The 26,218-nt window shown below is 60.5% G+C and carries 27 protein-coding genes; 8 read left to right on the top strand and 19 right to left on the bottom strand.

Translation table 11 applies throughout. From position 1 onward, the window contains the following. Positions 1 to 43: 43 nt before the first annotated feature. The 5 genes from upp to ACOQOQ_RS07775 are packed head-to-tail and all read right to left on the bottom strand — an operon-like array spanning position 44 to position 4,567. Positions 44 to 676, bottom strand: coding sequence for a uracil phosphoribosyltransferase (gene upp, locus ACOQOQ_RS07795; protein ID WP_420569569.1), 633 nt, complete (start codon positions 674 to 676; stop codon positions 44 to 46). After that, positions 673 to 1,656: an adenosine deaminase gene (locus tag ACOQOQ_RS07790; protein ID WP_281708169.1), complete on the bottom strand. Its 984-nt coding sequence runs from the start codon at positions 1,654 to 1,656 to the stop codon at positions 673 to 675. The genes upp and ACOQOQ_RS07790 overlap by 4 nt, the downstream gene beginning before the upstream one ends. Next, complete coding sequence (locus ACOQOQ_RS07785) at positions 1,653 to 2,864, bottom strand: phosphopentomutase (RefSeq protein WP_281708170.1); 1,212 nt, start codon at positions 2,862 to 2,864, stop codon at positions 1,653 to 1,655. Before ACOQOQ_RS07785 ends, ACOQOQ_RS07790 begins: the two co-directional genes overlap by 4 nt. Further along, positions 2,864 to 4,168 (bottom strand): thymidine phosphorylase, encoded by a 1,305-nt coding sequence (locus ACOQOQ_RS07780; RefSeq protein WP_420569568.1) that lies wholly within the window; start codon positions 4,166 to 4,168, stop codon positions 2,864 to 2,866. Before ACOQOQ_RS07780 ends, ACOQOQ_RS07785 begins: the two co-directional genes overlap by 1 nt. Before the next feature lie 6 nt (positions 4,169 to 4,174). Next, positions 4,175 to 4,567, bottom strand: coding sequence for a cytidine deaminase (locus tag ACOQOQ_RS07775; RefSeq protein WP_420569567.1), 393 nt, complete (start codon positions 4,565 to 4,567; stop codon positions 4,175 to 4,177). 151 nt (positions 4,568 to 4,718) lie between these two features. Between ACOQOQ_RS07775 and ACOQOQ_RS07770 the strand changes: the two genes are divergently transcribed. The 3 genes from ACOQOQ_RS07770 to ACOQOQ_RS07760 all read left to right on the top strand — a co-directional run bounded on the left by ACOQOQ_RS07770 (position 4,719) and on the right by ACOQOQ_RS07760 (position 9,745). Further along, the gene (locus ACOQOQ_RS07770) at positions 4,719 to 6,998 is read left to right on the top strand and encodes an NADP-dependent malic enzyme (protein ID WP_420569566.1); all 2,280 of its coding nucleotides are present in this window, start codon (positions 4,719 to 4,721) and stop codon (positions 6,996 to 6,998) included. Between the two features lie 278 nt (positions 6,999 to 7,276). Beyond that, positions 7,277 to 9,166, top strand: coding sequence for a propionate-CoA ligase PrpE (gene prpE, locus ACOQOQ_RS07765; protein ID WP_420569565.1), 1,890 nt, complete (start codon positions 7,277 to 7,279; stop codon positions 9,164 to 9,166). A gap of 183 nt (positions 9,167 to 9,349) precedes the next feature. After that, a complete protein-coding gene (locus ACOQOQ_RS07760; protein WP_420569564.1) occupies positions 9,350 to 9,745 on the top strand; it encodes a hypothetical protein in 396 nt (131 codons plus the stop codon). Here the strand turns inward: ACOQOQ_RS07760 and ACOQOQ_RS07755 are convergent. Continuing rightward, positions 9,742 to 10,503: an NAD kinase gene (locus tag ACOQOQ_RS07755; RefSeq protein ID WP_420569563.1), complete on the bottom strand. Its 762-nt coding sequence runs from the start codon at positions 10,501 to 10,503 to the stop codon at positions 9,742 to 9,744. The genes ACOQOQ_RS07760 and ACOQOQ_RS07755 overlap by 4 nt on opposite strands. Before the next feature lie 173 nt (positions 10,504 to 10,676). Between ACOQOQ_RS07755 and glyA the strand changes: the two genes are divergently transcribed. Further along, positions 10,677 to 11,960 (top strand): serine hydroxymethyltransferase, encoded by a 1,284-nt coding sequence (glyA, locus tag ACOQOQ_RS07750; protein ID WP_420569562.1) that lies wholly within the window; start codon positions 10,677 to 10,679, stop codon positions 11,958 to 11,960. A 147-nt stretch (positions 11,961 to 12,107) separates the two neighbouring features. After that, a complete protein-coding gene (locus ACOQOQ_RS07745; RefSeq protein WP_420569561.1) occupies positions 12,108 to 12,929 on the top strand; it encodes a DUF817 domain-containing protein in 822 nt (273 codons plus the stop codon). On the opposite strand, the gene ACOQOQ_RS07740 is transcribed toward ACOQOQ_RS07745, so the two are convergent. Then, complete coding sequence (locus tag ACOQOQ_RS07740; protein ID WP_420569560.1) at positions 12,895 to 13,269, bottom strand: hypothetical protein; 375 nt, start codon at positions 13,267 to 13,269, stop codon at positions 12,895 to 12,897. The genes ACOQOQ_RS07745 and ACOQOQ_RS07740 overlap by 35 nt on opposite strands. Positions 13,270 to 13,359: 90 nt before the next feature. On the opposite strand from ACOQOQ_RS07740, the gene ACOQOQ_RS07735 reads away from it, so the two are divergent. Further along, positions 13,360 to 14,121, top strand: coding sequence for an alpha/beta fold hydrolase (locus ACOQOQ_RS07735; RefSeq protein WP_420569746.1), 762 nt, complete (start codon positions 13,360 to 13,362; stop codon positions 14,119 to 14,121). A gap of 76 nt (positions 14,122 to 14,197) precedes the next feature. Here ACOQOQ_RS07735 and ACOQOQ_RS07730 read toward each other — a convergent pair whose 3' ends face one another. From ACOQOQ_RS07730 to ACOQOQ_RS07675, 12 genes are all read right to left on the bottom strand, one after another. Further along, the gene (locus tag ACOQOQ_RS07730) at positions 14,198 to 14,383 is read right to left on the bottom strand and encodes a CTP synthetase (RefSeq protein WP_420569559.1); all 186 of its coding nucleotides are present in this window, start codon (positions 14,381 to 14,383) and stop codon (positions 14,198 to 14,200) included. Positions 14,384 to 14,531: 148 nt separating this feature from the next. Continuing rightward, entirely contained in the window at positions 14,532 to 16,730 is a 2,199-nt protein-coding gene (gene katG / locus ACOQOQ_RS07725; protein ID WP_420569558.1) for a catalase/peroxidase HPI, read from the bottom strand. 213 nt (positions 16,731 to 16,943) lie between these two features. Further along, on the bottom strand, positions 16,944 to 17,510 hold the full coding sequence (locus tag ACOQOQ_RS07720) for an antibiotic biosynthesis monooxygenase (protein WP_420569557.1): 567 nt from the start codon (positions 17,508 to 17,510) through the stop codon (positions 16,944 to 16,946). After that, positions 17,507 to 17,707: a 2-hydroxymuconate tautomerase gene (locus ACOQOQ_RS07715; RefSeq protein WP_420569556.1), complete on the bottom strand. Its 201-nt coding sequence runs from the start codon at positions 17,705 to 17,707 to the stop codon at positions 17,507 to 17,509. The genes ACOQOQ_RS07720 and ACOQOQ_RS07715 overlap by 4 nt, the downstream gene beginning before the upstream one ends. Positions 17,708 to 17,711: 4 nt before the next feature. Further along, on the bottom strand, positions 17,712 to 18,479 hold the full coding sequence (locus tag ACOQOQ_RS07710) for a 2-keto-4-pentenoate hydratase (RefSeq protein ID WP_420569555.1): 768 nt from the start codon (positions 18,477 to 18,479) through the stop codon (positions 17,712 to 17,714). Continuing rightward, entirely contained in the window at positions 18,476 to 19,495 is a 1,020-nt protein-coding gene (dmpG, locus tag ACOQOQ_RS07705) for a 4-hydroxy-2-oxovalerate aldolase (RefSeq protein ID WP_420569554.1), read from the bottom strand. The genes ACOQOQ_RS07710 and dmpG overlap by 4 nt, the downstream gene beginning before the upstream one ends. Position 19,496: 1 nt before the next feature. Then, positions 19,497 to 20,444 carry an acetaldehyde dehydrogenase (acetylating) gene (locus ACOQOQ_RS07700; protein ID WP_420569745.1) on the bottom strand — a complete coding sequence of 316 codons (948 nt, stop codon included), beginning with the start codon at positions 20,442 to 20,444 and terminating at the stop codon, positions 19,497 to 19,499. Between the two features lies 1 nt (position 20,445). Further along, positions 20,446 to 21,240, bottom strand: a complete 795-nt coding sequence (locus tag ACOQOQ_RS07695; RefSeq protein ID WP_420569553.1) for a 2-keto-4-pentenoate hydratase — start codon at positions 21,238 to 21,240, stop codon at positions 20,446 to 20,448. 9 nt (positions 21,241 to 21,249) lie between these two features. Further along, on the bottom strand, positions 21,250 to 22,734 hold the full coding sequence (locus ACOQOQ_RS07690; RefSeq protein ID WP_420569552.1) for a 2-hydroxymuconic semialdehyde dehydrogenase: 1,485 nt from the start codon (positions 22,732 to 22,734) through the stop codon (positions 21,250 to 21,252). 11 nt (positions 22,735 to 22,745) lie between these two features. Beyond that, positions 22,746 to 23,177, bottom strand: coding sequence for a GlcG/HbpS family heme-binding protein (locus ACOQOQ_RS07685; protein WP_420569551.1), 432 nt, complete (start codon positions 23,175 to 23,177; stop codon positions 22,746 to 22,748). A gap of 1 nt (position 23,178) precedes the next feature. After that, on the bottom strand, positions 23,179 to 24,105 hold the full coding sequence (locus ACOQOQ_RS07680; protein WP_420569550.1) for a catechol 2,3-dioxygenase: 927 nt from the start codon (positions 24,103 to 24,105) through the stop codon (positions 23,179 to 23,181). 25 nt (positions 24,106 to 24,130) lie between these two features. Further along, the gene (locus ACOQOQ_RS07675; RefSeq protein ID WP_420569549.1) at positions 24,131 to 24,526 is read right to left on the bottom strand and encodes a 2Fe-2S iron-sulfur cluster binding domain-containing protein; all 396 of its coding nucleotides are present in this window, start codon (positions 24,524 to 24,526) and stop codon (positions 24,131 to 24,133) included. Positions 24,527 to 24,659: 133 nt separating this feature from the next. On the opposite strand from ACOQOQ_RS07675, the gene ACOQOQ_RS07670 reads away from it, so the two are divergent. Both ACOQOQ_RS07670 and ACOQOQ_RS07665 read left to right on the top strand, forming a co-directional pair. Then, positions 24,660 to 25,376 (top strand): GntR family transcriptional regulator, encoded by a 717-nt coding sequence (locus tag ACOQOQ_RS07670; protein WP_420569548.1) that lies wholly within the window; start codon positions 24,660 to 24,662, stop codon positions 25,374 to 25,376. A gap of 9 nt (positions 25,377 to 25,385) precedes the next feature. Next, a complete protein-coding gene (locus ACOQOQ_RS07665) occupies positions 25,386 to 25,907 on the top strand; it encodes a redoxin domain-containing protein (RefSeq protein WP_420569547.1) in 522 nt (173 codons plus the stop codon). Positions 25,908 to 26,218: the final 311 nt, after the last annotated feature.

Genomic DNA, 26,218 nt, shown 5'->3' with positions numbered 1-26,218 from the left:
CCAAAACTTGCACGATTTGGGTGTTTGAGTAAAGCTCTGCAGCTTATTTTGTGCCAAACATCCGGTCACCCGCATCACCTAGTCCCGGCATGATATATCCTTTGTCATTCAGACAACGATCCAAAGCGGCCGTAACGATAGGCACATCGGGGTGCGCTTCCTTCATCCGGGCAACGCCTTCGGGGGCGGCCAACAGGCACATGAAACGGATGTTCTTGGCGCCTGCCTGCTTCAGCAAGTCAATCGCGGCTGCGGACGAATTGCCCGTTGCCAGCATCGGATCCACGGCGATGACAAGACGATCCTCAAGGCTCTCGGGCACCTTGAAGTAATACTGCACCGGCTCCAGCGTTTTCTCGTCACGATATAGACCCACAAAGCCAACACGCGCGGCCGGGATAAGCTCCAGCACACCGTCCAACAGGCCGTTCCCCGCCCGCAAGATCGAGATCAGCGCCATCTTTTTCCCCGCCAGAACCGGGGCCTCCATCGTCTCCATCGGGGTTTCGACGGTTTTGGTGGTCATTTCCATCTCGCGGGTGATTTCATAGGCCAAAAGCTGGCTGATCTCGTGCAGAAGGCGACGGAAACTGGCGCTCGAGGTCGCTTTGTCGCGCATGATCGAAAGCTTATGCTGCACCAGCGGGTGGTCAACAACGGTAAGGTGGTCAGTCATGCTGTCTCCAATCGTTTTTTCAGTTTCTCGCGGGTGAGTTCGTCGCAGAACGCCGCCGCCAGAGATGTTTGCGTAAGCGCGGCAAAGTCTTCTTCGCCCCAGCCAAAAGCGCGCTCCAGCTCTTCGAATTCCCGCGTCATCGTTGTGTGGAAAAACGGCGGATCATCGGTGGATACTGTCACCTTTACTCCTGCATCGCGCAGGCGTGCAATGGGGTGATGGGCAAAATCACGATAGAGCCCCAGCGCCACGTTTGAACCGGGACAAACCTCAAGCACGGTGCCCGTTTCGGCCAGGTGATCGACCAAAGCCGGATCCTCAATCGCACGGACACCGTGGCCGATGCGGTCGACCCCCAGCTCCAGCGCCTGCCGGATCGCGCTCGGCCCGCCCCATTCGCCCGCATGTGTGGTCAGCCGCAATTCGGCCTCGCGGGCGCAGTCAAAGGCCCATGCGAAGTCACCCTGCGTGCCCATGGTTTCATCTCCGCCCATGCCGAAACCCACAATCCAGTCGCCCGCCGTTTCGGCCGCGCAGATTGCAGTCTCTTTGGCCTTGTCCGGCCCGAAATGACGCACGCAGGTCACGATGCCGCGCAGAATAATTCCCATGTCAGTTTCGGCCTCGTCCGCGGCCTCTTGGATAGCATGAAGATACTCGCGCCAAGCGCCCAAGTCGCGGCCACCGCAGAAATCAGGGCTGATAAAGGTCTCGGCGTAGATCACCCCATGATCTGCGCATTGTTCCAGCACGGCGCGGGTCAGACGTTGGTAATCCTGAGGTGTTTTCAGCACCTCGGTGGCGGCCTCGTAGACCTGTAGAAAACGCGCGAAATCGCCAAAGGCATAGTGGCCGCGTCCGTCAAAAACACCGTCCAGATTGACCGATTTTTCCTGCGCCAACCCGCGAATGAACCCCGGGGGAGCGGCGCCCTCGATATGCTGGTGAAGCTCAATTTTTGGGGTGGATTTCCAGCTCATATGAACGATTTTCCCGGGCCAAGAGAAGCAACACCCAAATGCGTCGCCACCGAGGCTGCTATATCAGAAAACATCACGTTGCCAACAGGTTGGGCGCCCAGTCCATAGCCCAAAACAGGCACCCGTTCACGGGTGTGATCGGTTCCGCTCCAGGTGGGGTCATTGCCGTGATCTGCGGTGATCAACAGCAAATCACCCGGGCGCAAACCAGGTAGGATCTTGCCTACTTCGGTGTCAAACCATTCAAGCGCACGCGCATAGCCTGACACGTCGCGGCGGTGGCCATACAGGCTGTCGAATTCGACAAAATTGGCGAAGGTCAGGCTGCCGTCTGCGGCCTCGTCCACCAGATCTGACAGATGCATCATCAACTGCGCGTCCGTGCCCTTTCGCACCTCGTCGATCCCCTGCATCGAGAAGATGTCCCCGATTTTCCCAACCGCGTAAACAGGCCGCCCGGCAGACTGCACCCAATCGCACAACGTCGGGCTGGGCGGGGCGATTGCGAAATCCTTGCGATTTGTCGTGCGGGTGAATCCCTCTGCCTCAGAGCCCACAAACGGCCGCGCGATGACCCGGCCGACTTTGCGCTCGTGCACCATGGGCGCCAGCTGTTTGCACAGGTTCAACAAGCGTTCCAGGCCGAAATGCTGTTCGTGGGCGGCGATCTGCAACACACTGTCAGCCGAGGTATACAGGATTGGCCAACCGGTCCGCAGATGCTCGGCGCCATGGGTGGCGATGATCTGCGTGCCCGAGGCATGGCAGTTTCCCAACACGCCCCCAGCGCCGCAGATTTGCTGAACTTTGTCGGTGATATCTGCCGGAATGGCCGGAGAGGAATCGGGGAAATAATGCCAGTCCCAAGGCACCGGCACGCCCGCCAGTTCCCAATGGCCCGAGGGGGTATCCTTGCCCCGGCTCAGCTCGGTCGCGGCGCCCCACAAGCCAGCGGGATCATGCGTCAGACCCGGCGTGTCATCACCCGAGGCCAACCGCACCGCCGCCCCCAATCCCATCGCGTCTAATTGAGGCAGGCAAAGGGGGCCGCTGCGCCCCTTCTCGGCCCGTCCGGCTGCGCATTCTTGTGCAATATGCGCCACGGTGTTCGCCCCGGTATCCGGCAAGGATCCGTTGAAAAACTGATCTGCATCCGGGGCGCCGCCGATGCCAACGCTATCCATCACAACCAGAAACGCACGCGGCATCAGGTGATCCTCTCGTGGATGAGCAGAGGCTGAACCGGCGCTACCTCGTTGATCGTAATGGCTTTTTGAACGCGACTCACTGCAACTTCCGCCTGAGATCGATCCGCTGCATGGATAACCGCCACGGGGTCACCGGCCTGAACGCGCGTGCCCAAAGGCGCCACGTTCTCTAATCCGACGGTTGGGTCTATCTGGTCGGTCTCGACTTGGCGCCCTCCGCCCAGATGCACCACAGCCATGCCCAGCGTGACACCATCCCATCCGGCCACATAACCCGAAACCGGGGCGGGAACGGCCATGGTGACGGGCGCGGCGGGCAGATATCGCTGCCATGACTCGACGAAATCCACAGGCCCGCCCTGGGCTGCGATCATCCGGCCAAAAACCTCGGCTGCAGTGCCGTCTGCAATGGTACGCTTCAGCGCGTCAGACGCTGATTGTGCATCTTCATAAATCTCGGCTTGCGCCAAAAGCTCTGCCCCCAGCGCAAGCGTCACCTGCAACAGCCGATCTTGCGCGTCTGCAGACAGAACCCGCATGACGCTGGCCAGTTCCAGTGCGTTACCCAAGTTGGAGGCCAGGGGCTGAGACATATCAGTGATCAGCGCGCTGGTCCGGCACCCGGCCCCATTGGCCGTAGTCACAAGGCTCTGCGCCAACTCTCTTGCATCGTCAGCTGTTTTCATGAACGCACCCGAGCCAACTTTGACGTCCAGCACCAACCCCTCCAGTCCGGCGGCCAGCTTTTTGGACAGGATCGAGGCGGTGATCAGGTCGATGCTTTCGACCGTTCCGGTGACGTCGCGCACCGCATAAAGCCGCTTGTCTGCAGGTGCGATATCCGCGCTGGCACTGACGATGGCACAGCCTATTTGGTGAACGATCTGACGCAGCTCATCAGTTTGAACTTGCGTTCTGAAGCCCGGGATTGCTTCCAGCTTGTCCAGTGTGCCGCCGCTATGACCCAGCCCCCGCCCCGAGATCATCGGCACGGCCGCCCCGCATGCTGCCAGCGCCGGGGCAAGGATCAGCGAAACACAATCGCCCACGCCTCCGGTTGAATGCTTGTCCAGCACGGGGCGATCCAGATCCCATTTCAGAACGTCGCCCGAATCTCGCATGGCTTGGGTCAGCGTTACCCGCCCGGACCCCGGCAACCCGCGCGTGCAGACGGCCATGGCAAACGCCCCGGCCTGCGCATCACTAACCGAGCCATCGGCAAGCCCCATCGCAAAGGCGCGCAGTTCGGCATCGTCGGGGGTCAGCCCGTCACGCAACCGCATCAAGGTCTCACGGGCGTCCATGAGCGTTCAGGTCCGGTCCATGTGCGATCGATCGAAGGCGCCGGGCAGCAGATCAGCGATGGTGACCGTGGTTTCAGGCCCATCAACAGTGGCCATGCGCACGGTGACATCGCCGCGACCGAATTCAGCCAGCTTTTGTCGGCACCCACCGCAAGGCGTCACCGGCTGAGGGCTGTCGGCGATCACACAAACCTCGACCAATTCAGTCTCGCCTGCGGCGATCATGGCCGCGATGGCGCCCGCTTCGGCGCAAGTGCCTTCGGGGTAAGCGACGTTTTCCACGTTACACCCCGAATAGACAGCGCCACTGACCGAGCGGACGGCCGCACCGACCTTGAATTTCGAATAAGGGGCATAGGCGTTTTCCCGCACAGCGCGGGCAGCATCCAACAAGGACATGGCAGGACTCCTTTGTAATGCGCAAAACTTTGCGTCTGGTTCCAAAGATTTGCAAGACCGGCTGCGGCATAGGGTCTAAGATGACCTAACGTCTCTTTTCTTTCTTCGGCCTTTTGTTTAAGGCTAAACTAGTTTCAATCGGGAGGAACCGATGTCCGACAATTCGAAAGAGGCGCTGCGCGACGCGGCGCTGTTTTATCATGAGTATCCCAAACCAGGGAAGCTTGAGATCCGCGCCACCAAGCCTTTGGCGAATGGACGCGATCTAAGCCGCGCCTACTCGCCCGGCGTCGCCGAGGCCTGCCTTGAGATCAAGGAAGACCCCGCAAACGCCAGCAAATACACGGCGCGCGGCAATCTGGTGGCTGTCGTGTCAAACGGATCGGCCGTTCTGGGCCTTGGCAATATCGGGGCGCTGGCCAGCAAACCGGTGATGGAGGGCAAAGCTGTCCTATTCAAGAAGTTCGCCAATATCGATTGTTTTGACATTGAACTAAATGAAACCGACCCCGAGCGGCTGGCCGATCTGGTCTGCGCGATGGAGCCAACGTTTGGTGCAATCAACCTTGAGGACATCAAGGCTCCTGATTGTTTTATTGTCGAAAAACTCTGCCGCGAGCGGATGAACATCCCCGTTTTCCACGACGACCAGCACGGCACCGCCATTGTCGTCGGCGCGGCTGCGAAAAATGCCCTGCACGTTGCGGGCAAGAAATTCGAGGACATCAAGATCGTCAGCACCGGCGGCGGCGCTGCGGGAATCGCCTGCCTGAACATGCTGCTGAAGCTGGGCGTTAAACGTGAAAACGTCTGGCTGTGCGACATCCACGGGCTGGTCTATGAAGGCCGGACCGAGGATATGAACCCTCAGAAAGCGGCCTTTGCCCAAGCCTCGGACAAGCGGACACTGGACGATGTCATCGAAGGCGCGGACATGTTCCTGGGCCTGTCGGGGCCCGGAGTTCTGACGCAGGACATGGTCGCCAAGATGACCAAACAGCCGGTGATCTTTGCGCTGGCCAATCCGACCCCGGAAATCCTGCCCGAACTGGCACGTGAAGTTGCCCCCGATGCGATCATTGCGACCGGCCGCAGCGACTATCCCAACCAGGTTAACAACGTCTTGTGCTTTCCGTTCATTTTCCGCGGGGCATTGGATGTGGGCGCGACCGAGATCAACGACCAGATGCAGCTGGCCTGCATCGACGGCATCGCCGAACTGGCCCGCGCCACCACCAGCGCCGAAGCGGCCGCGGCCTATCAGGGTGAACGCCTTAACTTTGGCGTGGATTACCTGATCCCCAAGCCCTTCGATCCGCGTTTGTCCAGCGTCGTGTCGTCCTCGGTTGCGAAGGCCGCGATGGAAACTGGCGTCGCCGCACGCCCACTTGCGGATCTGGAAGCCTACAAGGCCAAGCTGAACCAGTCGGTATTCAAATCTGCCCTGCTCATGCGCCCTGTGTTTGAGGCCGCCCGCACCGCCAGCCGCCGCATCGTTTTCGCCGAGGGCGAGGATGAACGCGTGCTGCGAACAGCTCAGGCCATGCTGGAGGAAACCACCGAACAGCCCATCCTGATCGGTCGCCCCGAGGTGATCGAGGCCCGCTGTGAACGCGCTGGCCTGACGGTTCGCCCCGATCGCGATTTCCACGTTGTGAACCCCGAACATGACAAGCGGTACTATGACTACTGGTCGACCTATCACGAGGTCATGGCGCGCCGCGGCGTCACGCCCGATCTGGCCAAGGCGATCATGCGCACCAATACCACGGCCATCGCCGCCATCATGGTGCACCGGAACGAGGCTGACAGCCTGATTTGCGGCACCTTCGGTCAGTATCGCTGGCACCTGAACTATGTCACGCAGCTGCTGTCGGACGAAACACGCCAGCCGCATGGCGCCTTGTCTTTGATGATCATGGAGGATCGTCCTCTGTTCATCGCTGACACCCATGTGAACGAGAAGCCCACCGCCGAAGAGATCGCCCGCAGCGTGATCGGTGCGGCTCGTCACGTGCGCCGCTTCGGCCTAGAGCCCAAGATCGCACTGTGCTCGCAATCGCAATTCGGCAACTTGAACACCGGCACCGGCCTGCGTCAGCGCGCGGCCCTGGAAATTCTGGATAGCCGTCCGCGCGATTTCGCCTACGAAGGCGAGATGAATGTGGACACCGCTCTGGACCCGGAAATCCGCGAGCGCGCCCTGCCCAACAGCCGCATCGAGGGCGCTGCAAATGTGCTGATCTTTGCCAATGCTGACACGGCCAGCGCCGTGCGCAACACGCTGAAGGTTCAGGGCAACGGACTGGAGGTCGGCCCCATCCTGATGGGCATGGGCAACCGGGCGCATATCGTCTCGCCCTCGATCACCGCGCGCGGGCTGCTGAACATGGCTGCCATTGCGGGCACTCCGGTGACGCAATACAGCTGATCCAACCACCGGATTAGCAGCCAAGGCGGGTCCTGCGGGGCCCGCCTTTTTGTATTCGGGGGGCATACGGCCCTAAACGGCCCAATGCGGTAAAGTTTGCAAATTACACATCAACTTCGCCGAAAACGTTATATATTCAACGTTTTTGCAAAGTGTTTTTGTGAAAATTGGCTAAAATCTGCAAACTTGTGCGAAATTCTGTCGCTGTCTTGCCAAAATTGTTGCGGGAATCTCTGGCTCTTCGTACCAAAGTTGCAACCCGTAGGAGGAGGCATACAATGGCATACCAAGACGTGTACAACGCCTGGAAATCGGATCCGGAAAGTTTCTGGATGGAGGCCGCCCAGGCCATCGACTGGGACAGCGCCCCAACCAAGGCTTTGTTCGATGACAACGCACCCCTGTACGAATGGTTCAAGGACGCCAAAGTTAACACCTGCTGGAACGCCGTCGACCGTCACGTCGAAAATGGCCGGGGCGAGCAAACCGCGATCATCTACGATTCGCCCATCACCCACACCAAGCGCGAAATCAGCTATGTCGAGCTGCGCAACCGTGTTGCCAACCTGGCCGGCGCGCTGCGGGCCAAGGGCATCGAGAAGGGCGACCGCGTCATCATCTACATGCCGATGGTCCCCGAAGCGCTTGAGGCCATGCTGGCCTGCGCGCGCCTTGGCGCCGTGCACTCGGTCGTGTTCGGTGGCTTTGCCGCGAACGAACTGGCCGTGCGGATTGACGACGCCAAACCCAAGGCCATCATCGCTGCATCCTGCGGGTTGGAGCCGGGCCGCGTGGTCCACTACAAGCCTCTGCTGGACGGCGCCATCGATCTGGCCGAGCACAAGCCCGACTTTACCGTCATCTTCCAGCGCGAACAGGAAGTGGCCGAGCTAATCCCCGGTCGTGACTTCAACTGGCACGGCTTCCAATACGGTGTCGAGCCGGCCGAATGTGTCCCGGTCGAAGGCGACCACCCCGCCTATATCCTGTACACCTCGGGCACTACGGGTCAGCCCAAGGGCGTCATCCGCCACACCGCAGGCCAGCTGGTCGCGCTGAACTGGACGATGAAGAACCTCTATAACGTCGATCCGGGCGATGTGTTCTGGGCGGCCTCGGACGTGGGTTGGGTCGTTGGCCATAGCTACATCTGCTATGGCCCGCTGATCCACGGCAACACAACTATCGTCTTCGAGGGCAAACCCATTGGTACCCCCGACGCGGGGACCTTCTGGCGGGTGATTTCCGAACACAAGGTCAAATCGTTCTTCACCGCCCCCACGGCCTTCCGCGCGGTGAAACGCGAGGACCCGACCGGCGAATACGTCAAAAAATATGATCTGTCCTGCCTGAAACAAGTGTACCTGGCCGGCGAGCGTGCTGACCCCGACACCATCGTCTGGGCACAGGAACAGCTGAACGTGCCCGTTGTGGATCACTGGTGGCAGACCGAAACCGGTTGGGCCATCGCCGCGAACCCCCTTGGGATCGAGGAACTGCCGACCAAGCTGGGCTCTCCTACCGTGCCAATGCCGGGTTATGAAGTTGAAATCCTGGATGATGCGGGACACCCCGTACCCGCGGGCACCCTGGGCGCGATCGCGATCAAGCTACCGCTGCCTCCGGGTACGCTGCCGACGCTGTGGAACGCTGAAGAGCGCTTTAAAAAGTCCTATCTGAACACCTTCCCCGGCTATTACGAAACCGGCGATGCGGGCATGATCGATGAAGACGGCTATGTCTACATCATGGCGCGCACCGATGACGTGATCAACGTGGCGGGCCACCGTCTGTCTACCGGCGGCATGGAGGAAGTGCTGGCCTCTCATCCCGATGTGGCCGAATGCGCTGTGATTGGTGTGACCGACCAGCTGAAAGGCCAGATGCCGGTTGGCTTCTTGTGCCTGAACGCTGGCGCGGATCGCGACAACGCCGAGGTGGTCAAGGAAGTCGTCAAACTGGTCCGCGAGAAAATCGGACCCGTGGCGGCCTTTAAACTGGCGGTCGTGGTGGATCGTTTGCCCAAGACCCGCTCGGGCAAGATTTTGCGCGGCACCATGGTTTCGATCGCGGATGGTAAAGAGTTCAAGATGCCCGCCACCATCGATGATCCGGTCATCCTGGACGAGATCAAAGAGGCGCTGCAAACCATCGGCTACGCCAAGTAAGCACAAGACAATTCAAACCCCCGACTGGCCCCGCCTTAGTGCGGGGCTTTTCTTTTGCGGCAGATCGGTGGGGGATTGCATGCGGGCAGAGGTGGGGGATTGCATGCGGGCAGAAAAGAGAACAAAAATAGAACATCTGTAATTCTCGATTCGCGAACGGATCTTTCAGGGGATCGCCCGACAATGCTGCTGTTTGACGATTTCGCGCTGGAGCCCGCGCCCGTTTGCGCCGGCACACCTGCGCTGCCGCCCGAACCCGCCGAGCCGCCACGCGCTGCGGGTGGGCTGGTCCGCATTGTTCGGCCACTCGCGACTAATACACGCGGCGTGTTGGTCGCTCTCAGCGGCGAGGCTGAGGCCTGCGCAATGATCCTGCGCACTGCGTCGATGCGACCGGGGCAAGGGTATCGGGCTGAACTGCCCGTGACGCGCGATTGGCAGACTGTGAACCTGCTACTTTCCGATTTCACACCAATTGGCGGCGTGTTGCGCCGATCACCGCGGCCCGAGACTCTGCACAGCTATGCGATCCTACCGGAAGACGGGCCGGTCAACCTGACGCGCGTGCGCTTCTATTAAACGAATTGCTCTCGAATCAGGCGTTCTTCCAGCCCGTGACCGGGGTCGAACAGGATGCGGTGCGCGATATCAGGTTCCGAGCGGATCTCGACACTGATCACGTTCTCGACCGAATTGCTGTCAGCATCCGCCATTACCGGGCGCTTGTCCGGGTCGACCACGTCAAAGCGCACATTCGCGGTTTTCGGCAGCAACGCCCCGCGCCAGCGCCGCGGCCGGAACGGTGCGATCGCGGTCAGCGCCAGCACGTCTGAACCTATCGGCAGGATCGGCCCATGCGCCGAATAGTTATAGGCCGTCGATCCAGCAGGTGTCGCCAGCAGCGCACCATCGCAGACCAGCTCTTCCATCCGCAACCGGCCATCTACGGTGATCTTTAGGCGTGCCGCTTGGGGGCCAGCCCGCAGCACCGAGACCTCGTTGATCGCCAGCGCCTGATGCACCGAGCCATCCTCGCAAGTTGCTTTCATCGACAAGGGGTTGATGACCGCCTCTTCTGCGTCCGACAGACGATCCAGCAAATCGCTTTCGGCGTATTCATTCATCAAGAAGCCCACGGTGCCGCGGTTCATCCCATAGACCGGCACGTCCAGATGCTGGGTCCGGTGCAGGGTCTGCAGCATAAAGCCATCCCCGCCAAGGGCGACGATCACGTTGGCCTCTTCCTCGGGGACCGAGCCATAGCGGCTGACCAGCGCCGCACGAGCGGTTTGCGCGGTATGCGCGTCACTGGCTGTAAATGCGATGCGTAGCGTCATGCCTGCCCTGCCCTGTTTCCTAAGCGGCTCATTCCGTTCCTAATCGAACCACAAGATTGCCTTAGGTGCCAGCCCTGCCGTCATCAACTGCCGCATGGTCGCATTCGGGTCTTTCTTCTGTGTCATGTTTCCTTTAGGTACGCGCCATCCAACTGCCATGACGGAGCATATGAATGTCCGATTCCGGTTTCTTCACCGAAGCGCTTGCCTCGCGCGATCCCGAACTTTTCAAGTCGATCACCGATGAGCTGGGTCGCCAGCGCCACGAGATCGAGCTGATTGCGTCCGAAAACATCGTTTCGGCCGCCGTGATGGAGGCCCAGGGCTCTGTCATGACCAACAAATACGCCGAAGGTTATCCCGGCCGTCGTTACTATGGCGGTTGCCAGTACGTGGACGTGGCCGAGCAACTGGCCATCGATCGCGCCAAAGAGCTGTTCGGTTGTGAGTTCGCCAACGTACAGCCCAACTCGGGCTCTCAGGCCAACCAAGGTGCTTTCACCGCGCTGATCAAGCCCGGCGACACCATTTTGGGAATGAACCTGGCCTCGGGCGGTCACCTGACCCACGGCGCCGCCCCCAACCAGTCGGGCAAATGGTTCAACGCCATCCAGTACGGCGTGCGCAAGCAGGACAACCTGATCGACTATGACCAGGTTCAGGAACTGGCGACCGAGCATCAGCCCAAGCTGATCATCGCCGGCGGCTCGGCCATTCCGCGTCAGATCGATTTTGCCAAGTTCCGCGAGATCGCCGACAGCGTTGGCGCCTATCTGATGGTCGACATGGCCCACTTTGCCGGTCTGGTCGCGGCGGGCGAGCATCCCTCGCCCTTCCCCTATGCCGACGTGGCCACCACAACCACGCACAAAACCCTGCGCGGCCCGCGTGGCGGCATGATCCTGACCAACAACCCGGACATCGCGAAAAAGGTCAACTCGGCCATTTTCCCCGGTATTCAGGGCGGCCCGCTGATGCACGTGATCGCGGCCAAGGCCGTGGCCTTCGGCGAGGCGCTGCGACCCGAGTTCAAGACCTACCAGAAACAGGTACGTGCAAACGCCGTTGCCCTGGCAGATCAGCTGATGAAGGGCGGCCTGGACATCGTGACCGGTGGCACCGACACCCACGTGATGCTGGTTGACCTGCGCCCCAAAGGCGTCAAAGGCAACGCGACCGAAAAGGCGCTGGAGCGCGCGCACATCACCTGCAACAAGAACGGCATCCCGTTCGATCCGGAAAAACCGATGGTCACCAGCGGCATCCGTCTGGGTACCCCCGCCGGCACCACCCGCGGATTCGGCGAGGCCGAGTTCCGCCAGATCGCCGACTGGATCGTCGAGGTCGTCGACGGCCTGGCCGCCAATGGTGAAGAAGCCAACGCCGAAGTCGAAGCCAAGGTGCAGGCCGAAGTTGAGGCCCTGTGCCAGAAGTTCCCGCTCTACCCGAACCTGTAATCGGGACAGATGCGTGATTAGGCGCCGCCGCTGGACAGCCCAGCGGCGGCGCTTTTATATGGGGCATTCCAAAATTCATTTTGATTGTCGATTATGCCCGAACACGCCCCACAAACCCTTGGAATTGAACGCAGCTTAGGCGACTGGATGCGCGCGCGCCTGCCCCATTGGGCGGCCGAGTTCGTCATGTTCGTGCTGAAACAGGGCTGGGCCTGCCTGTTCGGCATTTGCCTTTTGGGCGCGATCCTGCTGACCCGCGCGATCTGGCAACCGGACTGGGCGTTTCACCGCTATGACTTTCTGGTCGTCGTGGCGATCAGCCTGCAAGCACTGTTCCTTGCGCTCAAGCTTGAAAGCTGGGCCGAGGCCCGCGTCATCCTGCTGTTCCATCTGACCGGCACCGCGATGGAGCTGTTCAAGGTTCAGGCCGGCAGTTGGGCCTATCCCGAACCGGGGGTGTTGAAACTGATGGGGGTGCCGCTGTTTTCGGGCTTCATGTATGCATCTGTCGGCAGCTACATGGCCCGCGTGATCCGCCTGTTCGACATGCAATTCGCGCCCTACCCGCCATTCTGGACGACCTTGGTATTGGCGACGGCGATCTATGTGAACTTCTTTGCCCATCACTTCCTGCCCGACATCCGACTGGCACTGTTTGCAGCCACGCTGATCCTCTACCTGCGCACCCGTATCTGGTTCCGGATCGGAGAGAACTGGTATTGGATGCCCCTGCCACTGGCCGCATTTCTGTCCGGCTTTTTCCTGTGGCTAGCCGAGAATATCGGGACGATGACTGGCACGTGGCTATATGCAGGACAGAACCCGTTTGATCAGGTGAGCTTTGCCAAGATGGGATCGTGGTATCTTCTGCTGTACGTCAGCTTTGTCACGGTGACAGTGGTGTTTCGCGGGGCTCTGCACCGGGCGCCATGGGCTACAGATAGCCGCGCCATATCAGCCAGGCCATAAAGGCCGCGAAGACCACCAAAAGACCGAAACTGACACTGCCCAGAGTGGACAAGATCAACCCCCTACGCCGGTCGGCCACGTCGATCCGGGTAAGATAGTCGACCAGCGTCGCGAACTGCACTTGCAGCTTGGGCCCGTCCACCTGGTGGCGCAGCTTGGGATGCTGGGTCAACTGGCGCGCCTGGGTAAAGCCCTGCGCGGCCTTTTTCACACTTGCGGGCGCCCGCCGCAGCGACTTGGCAAGGCGCTTGTCGAAGGGCCCGCTTTTGTGGCCCATCTTCTGCGCCATCAGCTTGGACAGCTGGGCCTCCATCCGGATAAGAGACTTCTGCTCGATCACTCTGCACCTACCTTGCGGGCACCCTAGCCCAGCCCATCCGCGGCGACAATCATGCTGGTCAACAAGGGGGCAAGCGGCTATCACTCGGCCATGCTGAACCAGATCGTCCACGGTGAAAAAACCGACCAGCCCGACCTGTTGATCGTCCATGGCCTGTATGGCTCGGGGCGCAATTGGGGTGTCATTTCCAAGCGGCTGTCAGACGGACGCCGGGTGATTGCAGTGGACCAGAGAAACCACGGCTTCAGCCCACAGAGCGATCAGCACGGATACCCGGACATGGCCGAAGATCTGGCCCAGGTGATCCGGGAAAACGGCGCGCCGATGGACGTGATCGGCCATTCGATGGGTGGCAAGGCGGCCATGGTTCTGGCCATCAAATACCCAGAACTGGTGAACTCTTTGGTGGTGGCAGATATCGCGCCGGTGTCCTATGGACACTCGCAGGGGCACTATATCACCGCGATGAAATCAGTGGATCTGGACAAGGTGCAGAAACGCTCGGACGCCGAGGCGCAGCTGCGCGATATGGTGGACGATCCCACCCTGCCCGTGTTCTTCTCCCAGTCGCTGGACGTGGCGGGCAAAAAGTGGCGCCTGAACCTGGATGCGCTGGCCGCCGAGATGCCGAAAATCCTGTCCTTCCCACAAGTGGACGGGCAATTTGACGGTCCGGTGCTGTTCTTATCGGGGGCCAATTCGGACTATGTCCTGCCCGAGCATCGTCCGCAGATCAAAGCCCTGTTCCCGAACGCAAATTTCGCCAAAATCCCCGGCGCCGGGCATTGGCTGCACGCCGAAAAGCCCCGCGAATTCGAAGCCGCCGTGCGGGTTTGGCTGGACCGGAAATAAAAGGCGACGACAGCCCTGATGGGGACCCCTCCCTCGTGCTGTCGTCGCCGGTTTCGCCGAAGCGAAACAACCGGGGCTAATTGTTCTCGATGATCCCCTTTGCCACCAACCACGTGACGGGCACGGCAGACACGAAACCAGCAGCTGCCGCGATCAGGATCGGTTGCAGCGTGACAAAGCCCAAGGTTAACGAAACGATCACCAAGGTGCCCGCAAGGGTGGTGCCAATTAGCGAATACAGAATGGATGCAAGTCTCAGCATGACGTCCTCGTAAATTACGACGCGTGTCCTGAATGATGCATAAAAGATTCGGAATATATTCTCTTTGATCTAGGTCATCCCGGCGGCGATCGGGCACGAAAAAAGGCGCGGCAGGAGGTCTGCCGCGCCTTTCGTTCGAATGCGCAGATCAGCTCAGATCGAAACGATCCGCGTTCATCACCTTGGTCCATGCGGCGACAAAATCACCGACGAACTTGGCCTGATTGTCGGCCTGCGCGTACAGCTCGGACAGGGCGCGCAATTGCGAGTTCGAGCCAAAGACAAGGTCCACGCGGGTGCCGGTCCACTTGGCTGCACCGGTGGCACGGTCGCGGCCTTCGAACTCTTCGCCGTGGTCATCCGTGGCGCTCCACTCGGTGGACATGTCCAGGATATTGGTGAAAAAATCCTGGGTCAGTTGTCCGGGCCGATCCGTCAGAACACCATGGGTCGAGCCATTGGCATTGCCCCCAACCACCCGCAGTCCGCCGACAAGAACGGTCATCTCGGGCGCGGTCAGCCCCAGAAGTTGAGCCTTGTCGACCAGCAGTTCCTCGGACGGAACACTGTACGAGGTCTTCAGGTAGTTGCGGAAGCCATCCGCGACGGGTTCCAGCACATCAAAGCTGTCGGCGTCGGTCTGCTCGGCCGAGGCATCAGCGCGCCCACCCGCAAAGGGGACTTCGATGTCGTGACCGGCCGCTTTGGCGGCATCCTCGATCCCGACATTGCCACCCAGAACGATCAGATCAGCGATGGATACGCCGGTGCCGTTGGCGGACTGGATGCCCTCGTAAACGGCCAGGACGCGGGCCAGCTGTTCGGGGTTGTTACCCTCCCAATCCTTCTGCGGGGCCAAACGGATACGCGCGCCATTGGCACCACCGCGGCGGTCCGACCCGCGGAAGGTCGAGGCCGAAGCCCAGGCGGTTTGCACCATCTCGCCAGTCGTCAGGCCGCTGTCCCGAATGGCCGCTTTCAGCGATGCCACTTCCGCGTCCGAGGGCACATAGTCCGCCGCCGGAATCGGGTCCTGCCAGATCAGATCCTCGTCCGGAACCTCGGCGCCCAGATAGCAGGCTTTGGGGCCCATATCGCGGTGGGTCAGCTTGAACCACGCACGGGCAAAGGCGTCGGCAAATTCCTCGGGGTTCTCGTGGAACCGCTTGGAAATCGGGCCATAGATCGGATCGAATTTCATCGCCATGTCGGCGGTGGTCATCAACAAGCGGTGGGTCCGTTCGCCGGTTTCGGGGTCGGGGGCCATGTCCTCGGGTTTGGGGTTGATCGGCGTCCACTGGTTGGCACCTGCCGGGCTTTTGGTCAGCTCCCAGTCATAGCCGAACAGCACGTCGAAATAGCCATTGTCCCAGGTGGTCGGGTTCGGCGTCCACGCGCCTTCGATCCCGCTGGTGATGGCGTCGCGCCCCTTGCCGCTGCCGTAGGTGCTGAGCCAGCCAAAGCCCATCGCCTCAAGTGGGGCGGCTTCGGGGTCGGGACCAACCAGATCGGCGTCACCGGCGCCATGCGCCTTGCCAAAGGTGTGACCACCCGCCGTCAGGGCCACGGTTTCCTCGTCGTTCATCGCCATGCGGGCAAAGGTTTCGCGGATGTCCTTGCCGCTGGCGATCGGATCAGGATTTCCGTCCGGGCCTTCGGGGTTCACATAGATCAGGCCCATCTGCACAGCGGCCAGCGGGTTTTCCAGGTCACGTTCACCAGTATAGCGGCTGTTGGTACCACCGCTGGGCGCCAGCCATTCATCCTCGGCGCCCCAATAGATGTCTTCTTCGGGGGCCCAGATGTCTGCGCGTCCCCCGCCAAAGCCAAAGGTGGTGCCGCCCATGTGCTCGATCGCACAGTTGCCAGCCAGCACGAACAGATCCGCCCAGGAAATCTGATTGCCGTATTTCTGCTTGATCGGCCACAGCAGACGGCGTGCCTTGTCCAGGTTGCCATTGTCCGGCCAGCTGTTCAGCGGAGCGAAACGCTGGTTCCCGGTCGAGGCCCCGCCCCGGCCATCCCCGGTGCGATAGGTACCGGCCGCGTGCCAGGCCATACGGATAAACAGACCGCCGTAGTGGCCATAGTCCGCCGGCCACCAGTCCTGGCTGTCGGTCATCAGCGCGTATAGGTCCTCCTTGAGCGCCTTCAAATCCAGCTCGGAGAACGCCTTGGCATAGTCGAACGCGCCGCCCATGGGATCGGACTTGGCCGAATGTTGGTGAAGGATGCTTAGATTCAGCTGATTGGGCCACCAGTCCTTGTTCGAGCGGGTCGAGAACCGCGTGTTCCCGCCATGCATAACCGGGCATTTGCCGCCGTCGATTGGGTTATTTCCGTCCATGATACGATTCCTTGAGTCTGTCTGGGTCAGTCAGGTTCAGTGCAAAGGGGCGGAAAAGACGACTATGCGTTCAGGCAAACGCAAACGCTTGCCCGGTCCGAAATTCAGCCGTGGGGCCGGATTTCCTCCTCCTTGCCTGAATACCCTAGCAAGGGATTTCCATCGGAAGAAATTATATTTAGTGATTCATTCGATAATTCAGGATTATCAAATTCACGCAAACAGCCATCCACGCAGCAGTTTCGTGACACGCGGCATCACCAGATAGGTCATCAACAATACCTGGATCACCGCGATCAGCAGTGTTCGGCCCGCATGAGGCCAGCCTTGCGTCAGGGGAATCACTATCAGTTGCAGCGGAAAGACGATGATGAACACCACGACGATCAGCGTGATGGCCATTTTCCACTGCGGCGCATGTTTGGCGGCTGGCACCTCGGGCAGGTCGAACCACGCTTCAAGCCCGGTGACGCGGCGGGTTTCTGCGTCGCCTTCGACGATCCCGGCCAGTTGGTCCACCCAATGCGCGCGGGTATCGGATTTCTCCCAGGCCTCGCAATGGGCCCAGCTGTCAAAACGATAGATCAGCACATAGCGCCCGTCCGTCTTGCCCGAGGGCCGCAGGATGTTGACGCCCATGTGACCGGGGAAATCGCTGGCGGCCTCGATAATGCCATGCAGCCAGGTTTCGTATTCTGCCTCGTGTCCCGCGCTTACCCGACGCGAGATGGAAACGGTAACCGGGCCTTCCTGGCCCGGTTCCACGGCAAGCTCGGTCATTGCGTGTCATCCTTCAGGGGAAACTTGGGCTTGCCCGCAACCCCCCAGTGGTGCCCCGGAACCTCGCGCAGGACCACGCGGATGGTTTCGATGGGGGCGCCAGTGACCTCGACCGCGGCTTCGGTCAGCTTGGCGATCAACTCTTCCTTGACCTTGTTGGGGCGACCTTCGATCAGGGTGACATCAATGAACGGCATGGGCTTACTCCACCACGTTAAAGGCCATCGACCCCATGTTCTGCACCTCAAGCGTTACCGACTGGCCAGCTGCCATCGGAATGGCCGCCGTGGCGCCGCCCGCCAGCACGATATCACCGGCATTCAGGACCTCGCCAGCCGAGGCAACCATCCGCGCCGCCGACACCAACGAGCGCACCGGATCACCCAAAATCGCGGCGGTCGAACCGATCTCGCCCGGGGTGCCGTTGATCGAAAGCACCATACCGAGGTTCGAAATATCCATGTCCGGCGCATGCCAGTTGCCAATCAGAAACCCCGAGGACGAGGAGTTGTCGGCGATCACGTCGCCCACGTCGAATTTGAACGCTTTATAGCGGCTGTCGATGATCTCCAGCGCGGGGGCGATAGCCTCGACCGCGGCCATGGCTTCCAGCGCCGAGACATCGCCCGACAGGGGCTTTTTCATCAGGAAAGCGATTTCAGGTTCAACGCGCGGATGCACGTATTTGGCCATGCTGACCTCGCCGCCCTCTTCTTCGCGCATCCCGTCAGTCAGACGACCCCACAAGACATCGTCCACGCCGACCTGCACCTGTTTGGCGCGGCTGGTCAGGCCCATCTTGATGCCAACACGCTTTTCACCGCGTGCATAGCGGCGCTGCATCGAAAGCGCCTGCACGGCATAGGCTTCGTCCACGCTCAGCGGTTTGTCATCCGAGAATTGCGGTATTTCGGTCGCGGTACGCGCGGCCTCGTCAACGATCTCGGCGATCTTGGTAATATCCGTCATTCTGCGGCCTCCTTGGTTTTGATCATGTCCAGTGCAACGTCAACGATCATGTCTTCCTGACCGCCGACCATGCCGCGTTTGCCCAGCTCAACCAGGATTTCGCGGGTGTCCAGACCGTACAGCTCGGCCGCCTTTTCTGCGTGACGCAGGAAGGACGAATAGACCCCGGCATAGCCCAGCGTCATGGTTTCGCGGTCCACACGGACCGGACGGTCCTGCAGCGGACGTACCAGTTCTTCGGCGGCGTCCTGCAATTTGAACAGGTCGCAGTTGTGCTCCCAGCCATAAAGGTCGGCAACGGCCACAAAGGCCTCGATCGGGCAGTTGCCCGCGCCTGCGCCCATCCCGGCCAGCGAAGCATCGACGCGGAACGCGCCATGTTCGACAGCCACGACCGAATTGGCGACCGATAGCGAGAGGTTCTCGTGCATATGCGCGCCGCGCTGGGTTTCGGGTTTCAGAGCCTTGTTATAGGCATCAAAACGCGCCTCGACGTCCTTCATGGTCAGCCGTCCACCACTGTCAGTGCAATACACGCAATCGGCGCCATAGCTTTCCATCATCGCGGCCTGCTCGGCCAGCTTTTCAGGCGTGTTCATGTGGGACATCATCAGAAAGCCCGAGACATCCATCCCCAGATCCTTGGCCGCCGCGATATGCTGAGCGGACACGTCAGCTTCGGTGCAGTGGGTGGCCACGCGGACGGACTGAACGCCCAGATCGTGGACGCGTTTCAGGTCCTCGATCGTGCCGATGCCAGGCAGAAGCAACGTGGTCAGCTTGGCGTTTTTACACACCTTGGCGGCCTCGGCGATCCAGGCCTCGTCGGTGCATTTGCCGAAACCATAGTTGAACGTGGACCCGGTGATGCCGTCGCCGTGGGCGACCTCGATCGCGTCCACACCGGCCTCGTCCAGAGCTTGCGCGATGGCACGCACATGGCCCAGATCGTATTGGTGGCGCACCGCGTGCATCCCGTCGCGCAAGGTGACGTCTTGGATATAAAGCTTGGTCATTTTATGCGGCCTCCTTCACCCAGTCGCGCTTGATGGCCAGACGTTCGGCGGTTTTCATCGCGGCCGAGGTCATGATGTCCAGGTTGCCAGCATAGGCGGGCAGATAATGCGCAGCGCCTTCCACCTCGAGGAAGATCGAGACCTTCAGCCCGGTAAAATCACCGCCCATTTCGGGGATGTGCAGCGGATCGTTCGAGCCGATATGTTCGAACTGCACCTCTTGTTTCAGGCGGTACCCCGGCACGTAGGATTGCACGTCTTCCACCATCTGCTGCACCGATTTGCGGATCTCATCCGTGTCGGCCTCGTCGCACAGGCAATAGACCGTGTCGCGCATGATCATCGGCGGCTCGGCCGGGTTCAGAATGATGATCGCCTTGCCGCGACCCGCGCCACCCACGGCCTGAATGGCATGGGCCGTGGTCTCGGTGAACTCGTCAATATTGGCGCGGGTGCCGGGACCCGCGGAACGCGAGCTGATCGAGGCGACGATCTCGCCATAGCGGACGGGCGAGACACGGTTGACGGCAGCAACCATCGGGATCGTCGCCTGACCGCCGCATGTGACCATGTTCACGTTGTTTTCGGACAGGTTGGCATCGATGTTGACCGCCGGCACGGTAAAGGGGCCAATGGCGGCGGGCGTCAGGTCGATCACTTGCTTGCCGTCTTTCTGCAGGATCTCGTTGTGGTGCTTATGCGCCCCGGCCGAGGTCGCATCGAACACAACGCGGATGTCGGCATATTCAGGCAGCCTGGTCAGCCCCTCGATGCCTTCGTGGGTGGTGGCGACGCCCAGACGCCTAGCGCGGGCCAACCCGTCCGAGTCTGGGTCGATCCCGACCATCGCGCCCATTTCCAGGACGTCGGACATCCGCATGATCTTGATCATCAGATCGGTGCCGATATTGCCCGAGCCGATGATGGCGCATTTAATCTTGCTCATCAGGTTATTCCTTCGCAAAGGCGGCGCGGACAGAGCCCAGGCCGTTGATACGTGCTTCGAAAACGTCACCGGGTTCGGCGGCGACCATCGGCCCCAACGCGCCCGACAGAACCACATCGCCCGGACCAAGCGGGCGGCCAGCAGCGGCCATCGTGCGGGCCAGCCACAGGGTCGCGTTTAGTGGGCTGCCCATGCAGGCCGCCCCCGCGCCAACGCTGACAGGCTGGTTATTGCGGAACATCACCATGCCGCACATACGCTGGTCAAAATCGCCCACGCGTTTGGGCGACTGGCCCAGAACGTACAGGCCAGACGATGCATTATCGGCGATGGTATCGGTGATGCGGATATCCCAATCGGCCACACGGCTGCCGACAACCTCCAGCGCGGGCACGACGTAGCCGATCGAGGCCAGCAGATCGACCATGGTGATAAACTGACCCGTCAGCGGCGCGGCGATCACATAGGCGATCTCGGCCTCGACTTTGGGCTGGTGCAAGCGGTTTTGCGCGATTTCCTCGCCGTCCATCACCTCCATGTCCGCGAACAGCAGGCCATAATCCGGCTGGTCTACGCCCAGTTGTTTTTGCACCGCTTTCGAGGTCAGCCCGATCTTGCGACCTGACAGGATGCGTTCCTCGCCACCCAGCCAGCGCTTGGTGTTAATCTCTTGCACGGCATAGGCGGCATCCACGTCGCCGTCGTCCAGCAGGTCACGAATGGGGGCACCGGGGACACCGGTTTCCCAGGCCTGCCACAGACGGTCGGCGGCCTCTTGGATTTTGGATTGGTCAGTCATTAGAGATCCTTAGAGCTTCACACAGACGTTGCTGAGTTCGGAATAAAATTCAAGGCCATGCACCCCGCCCTCGCGGCCGATGCCCGACTGTTTCGAGCCCCCAAACGCCGTGCGCAAATCGCGCAGGAACCACGAATTCACCCAAGCCAGACCAACGTCGATCTTGGGCGCCACACGGTGGGCGCGGGTCAGGTTTTCGGTCCAGATGGCGGTGGCCAGGCCATAATCGGTGTCATTGGCCAGCGCGATCACCTCGTCTTCGGTGTCGAAAGGTTGGATATGACAGACGGGGCCAAAGATTTCCTCGCGCACGACGCGGGCGGTTTCGGGCAGGCCTGTGAAGATCGTGGGCTCGACCCAGGCGCCATCCTGCATGTCCGCGGGCATGTCCGGCACGCCGCCGCCGGTGACGACAGTCGCGCCTTCCTCGACCGCCAGCTTATAGTAGGACAGCACCTTTTGCTGGTGTTCCTTGCTGATCAGCGGGCCAAGGTTGGTGTCCTTATCCTCGGACGCGCCCAGTTTCAGACCCTCGGCGCCTTCTTTCAAGCGGGCGACGAATTCGTCAAAGATCGGGCGTTCAACGTAAACCCGCTCGGTGCCCAGACAAACCTGCCCGCAGTTGGCAAAAACCGAGCGCATGGTGCCTTCGATCGCCTTGTCCATGTCGCAATCGGCAAAGACGATCCCGGCGTTCTTGCCTCCGCATTCCATGGACACCTGACGCAGCCCCTTGGCGGCAGATTGCATGATGATCTCGCCCGTGCGGGTTTCGCCGGTAAAGGTGATCGCGTCCACGCCGGGATGCGCGGTCAGATAGGCACCCGCACTGTCGGGACCGAACCCATGCACCACGTTGAACACACCCTTGGGCATGCCAACGGTGTTCATCACCTCACCCAGCAGGGTGGTTGTCAGCGGCGTTTCCTCGGACGGTTTCACGATAACGGTATTACCCGAGGCCAGCGCCGGCCCCACCTTCCACGTCATCAGCAGCAGCGGCAGGTTCCACGGGGAAATCACCCCGATCACCCCTTTGGGGCGGCGCACACCATAGTTCAGCGCACCATTGCCATCGGGCGTATCCAGCATGAAGCTTTCGGTGGGGACATTCTTCACAAGGTCAGCGAAGACCTTGAAATTCGCGGCCCCGCGCGGAATGTCGATATGGCTGGCCAGCGATTTGGGCTTGCCGGTGTCCAGGATTTCGGCCTCAAGGAATTCATCGAAACGGCGGTTGATCTCGTCCGCGACAGCATGCAGCAGATCGCTGCGTTCGGTCTGGCCCATATAGCCCCAGGGGCCGGTTAGCGCGGCGCGGGCGGCACTGACAGCGGCGTCGATTTCGGCAGCTTTGCCCTCGTGCACGATGCCGATTTTCTGACCAGTCACGGGCGAGATATTGTCAAAGGTCCGGCCCGACGTCCCCGTGGTGAACTCACCATTAATGAAGTGCAGCGCATCGCGCGCCGCAATTTGCAGCCCGTCTTTCATGTGTCTTTTCCTCAGTCCTGTGCCAATCCGATGGCTTGCAGCCCGGCAAGGGCACAGATTTCATCCTGTTCGGCCGAGGCACCGGACACGCCGATGCCCCCGACGATTTCGCCGTTGCTTTGGATGGGCAGCCCACCCTGAAACAACGCAACGCCCGGCTGGGCCGCGATCCCGGTCAGAACCGGGGCGTCACCCGCCAATGCGTCATACAAGGCCCCAGTAGGGGCCCCGAAACCCGCGGCCGTATAGGCCTTGTCGCGGGCGATTTTTCCCGAAGGCAGGAACGCTCCGTCGCCGCGCAGAAAGGCGATCTGATTGCCGCCCGCATCCACCACGCAGGCGTTGATGGCAACGCCCAGCTCGGCGGCCCTGGCCACGGCGGCACCCACGGCAGCATGAGCCGCCGCGGATGTCAGAGCCTGTGCGGAACGAAGCGCCTGCATCTTAGGTCACCACCGACAGGAACGCGTCGTTCAGCTGGCGCTCGTAATAGAAGATGCCACGGCCGACGTTGTTATGGTCCCAAACACGGGTGGGGTGATCCTTGTAAGCGGTATAGCCGCCCGCGAAGACCTCGTTCCGGTTGCCCGAGGGGTCGAAGAAGTAAATCGTCTGACCTCGGGTGATCCCATGACGGGTCGGACCGACATCGCGGCTGATGTCATAGCGGGTCAAAATGTCTGCTGCGTGACCGATATCGGCCCAATCGTTCAGGAAGAACGCAAGGTGGTGCAGCTTGCCCGGCTCTTCGTGCTTCACAAAAGCGATGTCATGCGCCTTGTTCGACACCGTCATCCAGATGGCCAGGGTACCGTCGGGCATATCCACACGTTCAGGAACGTGGAAATCGAGGCATTCCTTGAACAGCTTTTCGACTTCATCAATGTTCGGACCATAAAGCAGGCAGTGGTCCATACGCTGGGCACGCATCCCGGTGGGCGAGGTGTTCCAGATATAGGGGTTTGTCGGCTGCGGCGCATCCGGCGAATCCGACAGATCCATATCGGCGTAGATCTGGATCTCGTGACCCGAGGGGATGGTGAAGGCGATACGCGGGCCAACGCCGGGCTGTTCACCTTGGGCAACGTCGCGCACTTCCAGACCGTAGTCTTCTAGGCGCTTGCGGAATTCTTCAACCTTGGCCCAGCCGTCGGCCTTGAAGGCGAAAAAGTCGATGCCGGCCTTGTCCGCTTCGCGCAGAACAACCGAATGGCGATGGAATTCGTCATAGCCACGCAGGTACACACGACCATCATCACCGGTACCCACCAGTTCCAGACCGATATATTCGACGTAGTGCTTGACTGACTCTTCCATGTCCAGGACACGCAGCTGAGCGATACCTGGGCGCAACAGACCTTCTTGAGACATTGGTATTCCTCCTACCCTTGAATTCTCATGTGTCTTGCCCTGAGCGGTCCTTTACGGGGCCGCGAAAGGCAGGTTCGATTTCCAGATCTGTTTGCGGATACACACGACATGCCAACGCAAATCCCTGGGTTTCCTCTTCTTCGGTGACGTGGTCGCGGCTCATCTTTTCGGTCGCGTATTGCCCTTCTGTCACCTTGATACGGCACGCGCCGCACCCTCCTTGACGACATCCCACGCGCACTGGGCGCTGCCTGGGATTCAAAAATTCCCGCTCGATGGCGGTCAGCAGTTTTTCAGAGGTGCCACAGCTGACACTGCGCGCATCCCCCTTGATGCGAATGCTGACCGTGGCCAGCCCGGAACCATCAGCCATATGCGTCTCCTCCTTCGCAATCCGGCGTTGTTCAAGACCTTGCAGCAACGCAATATCGTTTGTCAAATATAAAAACGATATTTTAGTCCCTACGAACTAAATAACGATATTTTTTGATTTTGACGTTGTTTTTCATTTGATGATAGGTTTATGTGAACGACAGGAGACGCAGGGGGGAAACTTGGCTTTTCTTAAAGATATCAACGAATTCGGGGACGAATCGCAAAGCCGCACCACCATTGAACTGGTGTATGGCGCGCTGCGGCAGGCCATTCTGTCCGGCGAGATCGAGCCCGAATCGCGACTGCGTGTCGAGGTATTGCGCAAGACCTTTGGGGTTGGCGCGTCGACCGTACGCGAGGCCCTGTCCCGCCTGCTGGTCGAAAACCTGGTGACCACCGAAGGGCAGCGTGGTTTCCGTGCGGCCATCGTTTCGGTTCAGGATTTCAAGAACATCGTCGAGATGCGCGCCCTGCTGGAAGCCCAGGCCGTGCGCGAATCGATTGCCAATGGTGACGACGAATGGGAAAGCGGCTTTGTCGCGGCCCACCACCGCCTGGCCAAGATCGAAGTCGAAATGGCCGGCCGAGAGGAACAGGCCGTAGCAGAATGGGAGGCCCGCAACCGCGACTTCCACAATGCGATGATCGGAGCATGTACCAACTCGTGGCTGCTGAACTTCCGCGAGATTCTGTACAGCCACTCGATCCGCTATCTGCATATCGCATTGACTGACCGGACCATTCCACGCGACGTGCGCTCTGAACATCAGGCGATTTTCGACGCGGTGATCGCGCGCGATGCCGATCTGGCCGAGAAACTGACACTCGAGCATATTCGCCGCTCGGTGCCGGTGATCGAAAAGCGCCTTTCGGCACGTCTGGACGTTGCAGAGTAAGGGGGGACCATGGCTCAACGTTTGATCCCTGGCGACGCCGCCCCGGCCCTGACATTCGAAACAGTGGGGCATGGCAGTTATGATCTGTTCAAAGACGCGCCGGGCCTTGGGACCTATCTGTTCTTTCACCGCGGCCGTCACTGCAAATGGACCCGGTTTGCCCTGAAGGAACTGGACGACCGCATCGGAGATTTCGCCATCCGCGACATCCGCGTCGTCGCCATCAGCGCCGACAGCGCCGAGGATACAGCTCTGCTGCAAGAAGAGATGCAGCTGATCCGACTGCCCCTTGGGCACTCGGTTGATGCACAGAAAATTGCTGCGGATTGGGGCTTGTACCTGACCCGCAACAGCACCGAACCCGGCGCTCCTGCCCTGCATTTCGAACCTGCACAGGCGTGGGTGGTATCGGACGATACCTTGGGCGCGATCTCGGTTCAGAGCATTCCGAATATGTGGCCCGACATCACGCAGACTCTGCGCGGTATAGAAAACACAGCACGAAAGTTCCCCGAGCGGGGAAAGGGATAGCGCCCGAAAGAGCGACGAAAGGGAGGACCTTTGCAACTGACCGACACCGCGACCTGATCTAACGGGCGGCTAAATTATCAGAAGGATTGTGCAACGCAGCCACGTCGCGACCAGCGGCGGGGAACAGAGGAGATTTGCGCTGCGCCCAGCCTGACCGCCGCCAACGACATTTGACGGGCTGATCTGACCCATCAGGTCAGCGCCGGACTTTCAGACCAGCCACCGTGCTGTGACCCTGCGGGATGCCCCGCCAGGGACCGGGAAAGACGTGCCAACAGCACAGGGCTGAATCACTGCAGGGTATGACAACG

The sequence above is a fragment of the Thalassovita sp. genome, from assembly GCF_965218685.1.
Lineage (GTDB): Bacteria > Pseudomonadota > Alphaproteobacteria > Rhodobacterales > Rhodobacteraceae > Thalassobius.
Note: the sequence above shows the minus strand (reverse complement) of the source record. Positions and strands in the feature narration are given on the sequence as shown.

Bases quoted from the DNA above. Each gene is read 5' to 3' on its own strand.
- upp (WP_420569569.1), bottom strand. From the start codon at position 676: ATGACTGACCACCTTACCGTTGTTGACCACCCGCTGGTGCAGCATAAG.
- ACOQOQ_RS07790 (WP_281708169.1), bottom strand. From the start codon at position 1,656: ATGAGCTGGAAATCCACCCCAAAAATTGAGCTTCACCAGCATATCGAG.
- ACOQOQ_RS07785 (WP_281708170.1), bottom strand. From the start codon at position 2,864: ATGCCGCGTGCGTTTCTGGTTGTGATGGATAGCGTTGGCATCGGCGGC.
- ACOQOQ_RS07780 (WP_420569568.1), bottom strand. From the start codon at position 4,168: ATGGACGCCCGTGAGACCTTGATGCGGTTGCGTGACGGGCTGACCCCC.
- ACOQOQ_RS07775 (WP_420569567.1), bottom strand. From the start codon at position 4,567: ATGTCCTTGTTGGATGCTGCCCGCGCTGTGCGGGAAAACGCCTATGCC.
- ACOQOQ_RS07770 (WP_420569566.1), top strand. From the start codon at position 4,719: ATGTCCGACAATTCGAAAGAGGCGCTGCGCGACGCGGCGCTGTTTTAT.
- prpE (WP_420569565.1), top strand. From the start codon at position 7,277: ATGGCATACCAAGACGTGTACAACGCCTGGAAATCGGATCCGGAAAGT.
- ACOQOQ_RS07760 (WP_420569564.1), top strand. From the start codon at position 9,350: ATGCTGCTGTTTGACGATTTCGCGCTGGAGCCCGCGCCCGTTTGCGCC.
- ACOQOQ_RS07755 (WP_420569563.1), bottom strand. From the start codon at position 10,503: ATGACGCTACGCATCGCATTTACAGCCAGTGACGCGCATACCGCGCAA.
- glyA (WP_420569562.1), top strand. From the start codon at position 10,677: ATGTCCGATTCCGGTTTCTTCACCGAAGCGCTTGCCTCGCGCGATCCC.
- ACOQOQ_RS07745 (WP_420569561.1), top strand. From the start codon at position 12,108: ATGCGCGCGCGCCTGCCCCATTGGGCGGCCGAGTTCGTCATGTTCGTG.
- ACOQOQ_RS07735 (WP_420569746.1), top strand. From the start codon at position 13,360: ATGCTGAACCAGATCGTCCACGGTGAAAAAACCGACCAGCCCGACCTG.
- ACOQOQ_RS07730 (WP_420569559.1), bottom strand. From the start codon at position 14,383: ATGCTGAGACTTGCATCCATTCTGTATTCGCTAATTGGCACCACCCTT.
- katG (WP_420569558.1), bottom strand. From the start codon at position 16,730: ATGGACGGAAATAACCCAATCGACGGCGGCAAATGCCCGGTTATGCAT.
- ACOQOQ_RS07720 (WP_420569557.1), bottom strand. From the start codon at position 17,510: ATGACCGAGCTTGCCGTGGAACCGGGCCAGGAAGGCCCGGTTACCGTT.
- ACOQOQ_RS07715 (WP_420569556.1), bottom strand. From the start codon at position 17,707: ATGCCGTTCATTGATGTCACCCTGATCGAAGGTCGCCCCAACAAGGTC.
- ACOQOQ_RS07710 (WP_420569555.1), bottom strand. From the start codon at position 18,479: ATGACGGATATTACCAAGATCGCCGAGATCGTTGACGAGGCCGCGCGT.
- dmpG (WP_420569554.1), bottom strand. From the start codon at position 19,495: ATGACCAAGCTTTATATCCAAGACGTCACCTTGCGCGACGGGATGCAC.
- ACOQOQ_RS07695 (WP_420569553.1), bottom strand. From the start codon at position 21,240: ATGACTGACCAATCCAAAATCCAAGAGGCCGCCGACCGTCTGTGGCAG.
- ACOQOQ_RS07690 (WP_420569552.1), bottom strand. From the start codon at position 22,734: ATGAAAGACGGGCTGCAAATTGCGGCGCGCGATGCGCTGCACTTCATT.
- ACOQOQ_RS07685 (WP_420569551.1), bottom strand. From the start codon at position 23,177: ATGCAGGCGCTTCGTTCCGCACAGGCTCTGACATCCGCGGCGGCTCAT.
- ACOQOQ_RS07680 (WP_420569550.1), bottom strand. From the start codon at position 24,105: ATGTCTCAAGAAGGTCTGTTGCGCCCAGGTATCGCTCAGCTGCGTGTC.
- ACOQOQ_RS07665 (WP_420569547.1), top strand. From the start codon at position 25,386: ATGGCTCAACGTTTGATCCCTGGCGACGCCGCCCCGGCCCTGACATTC.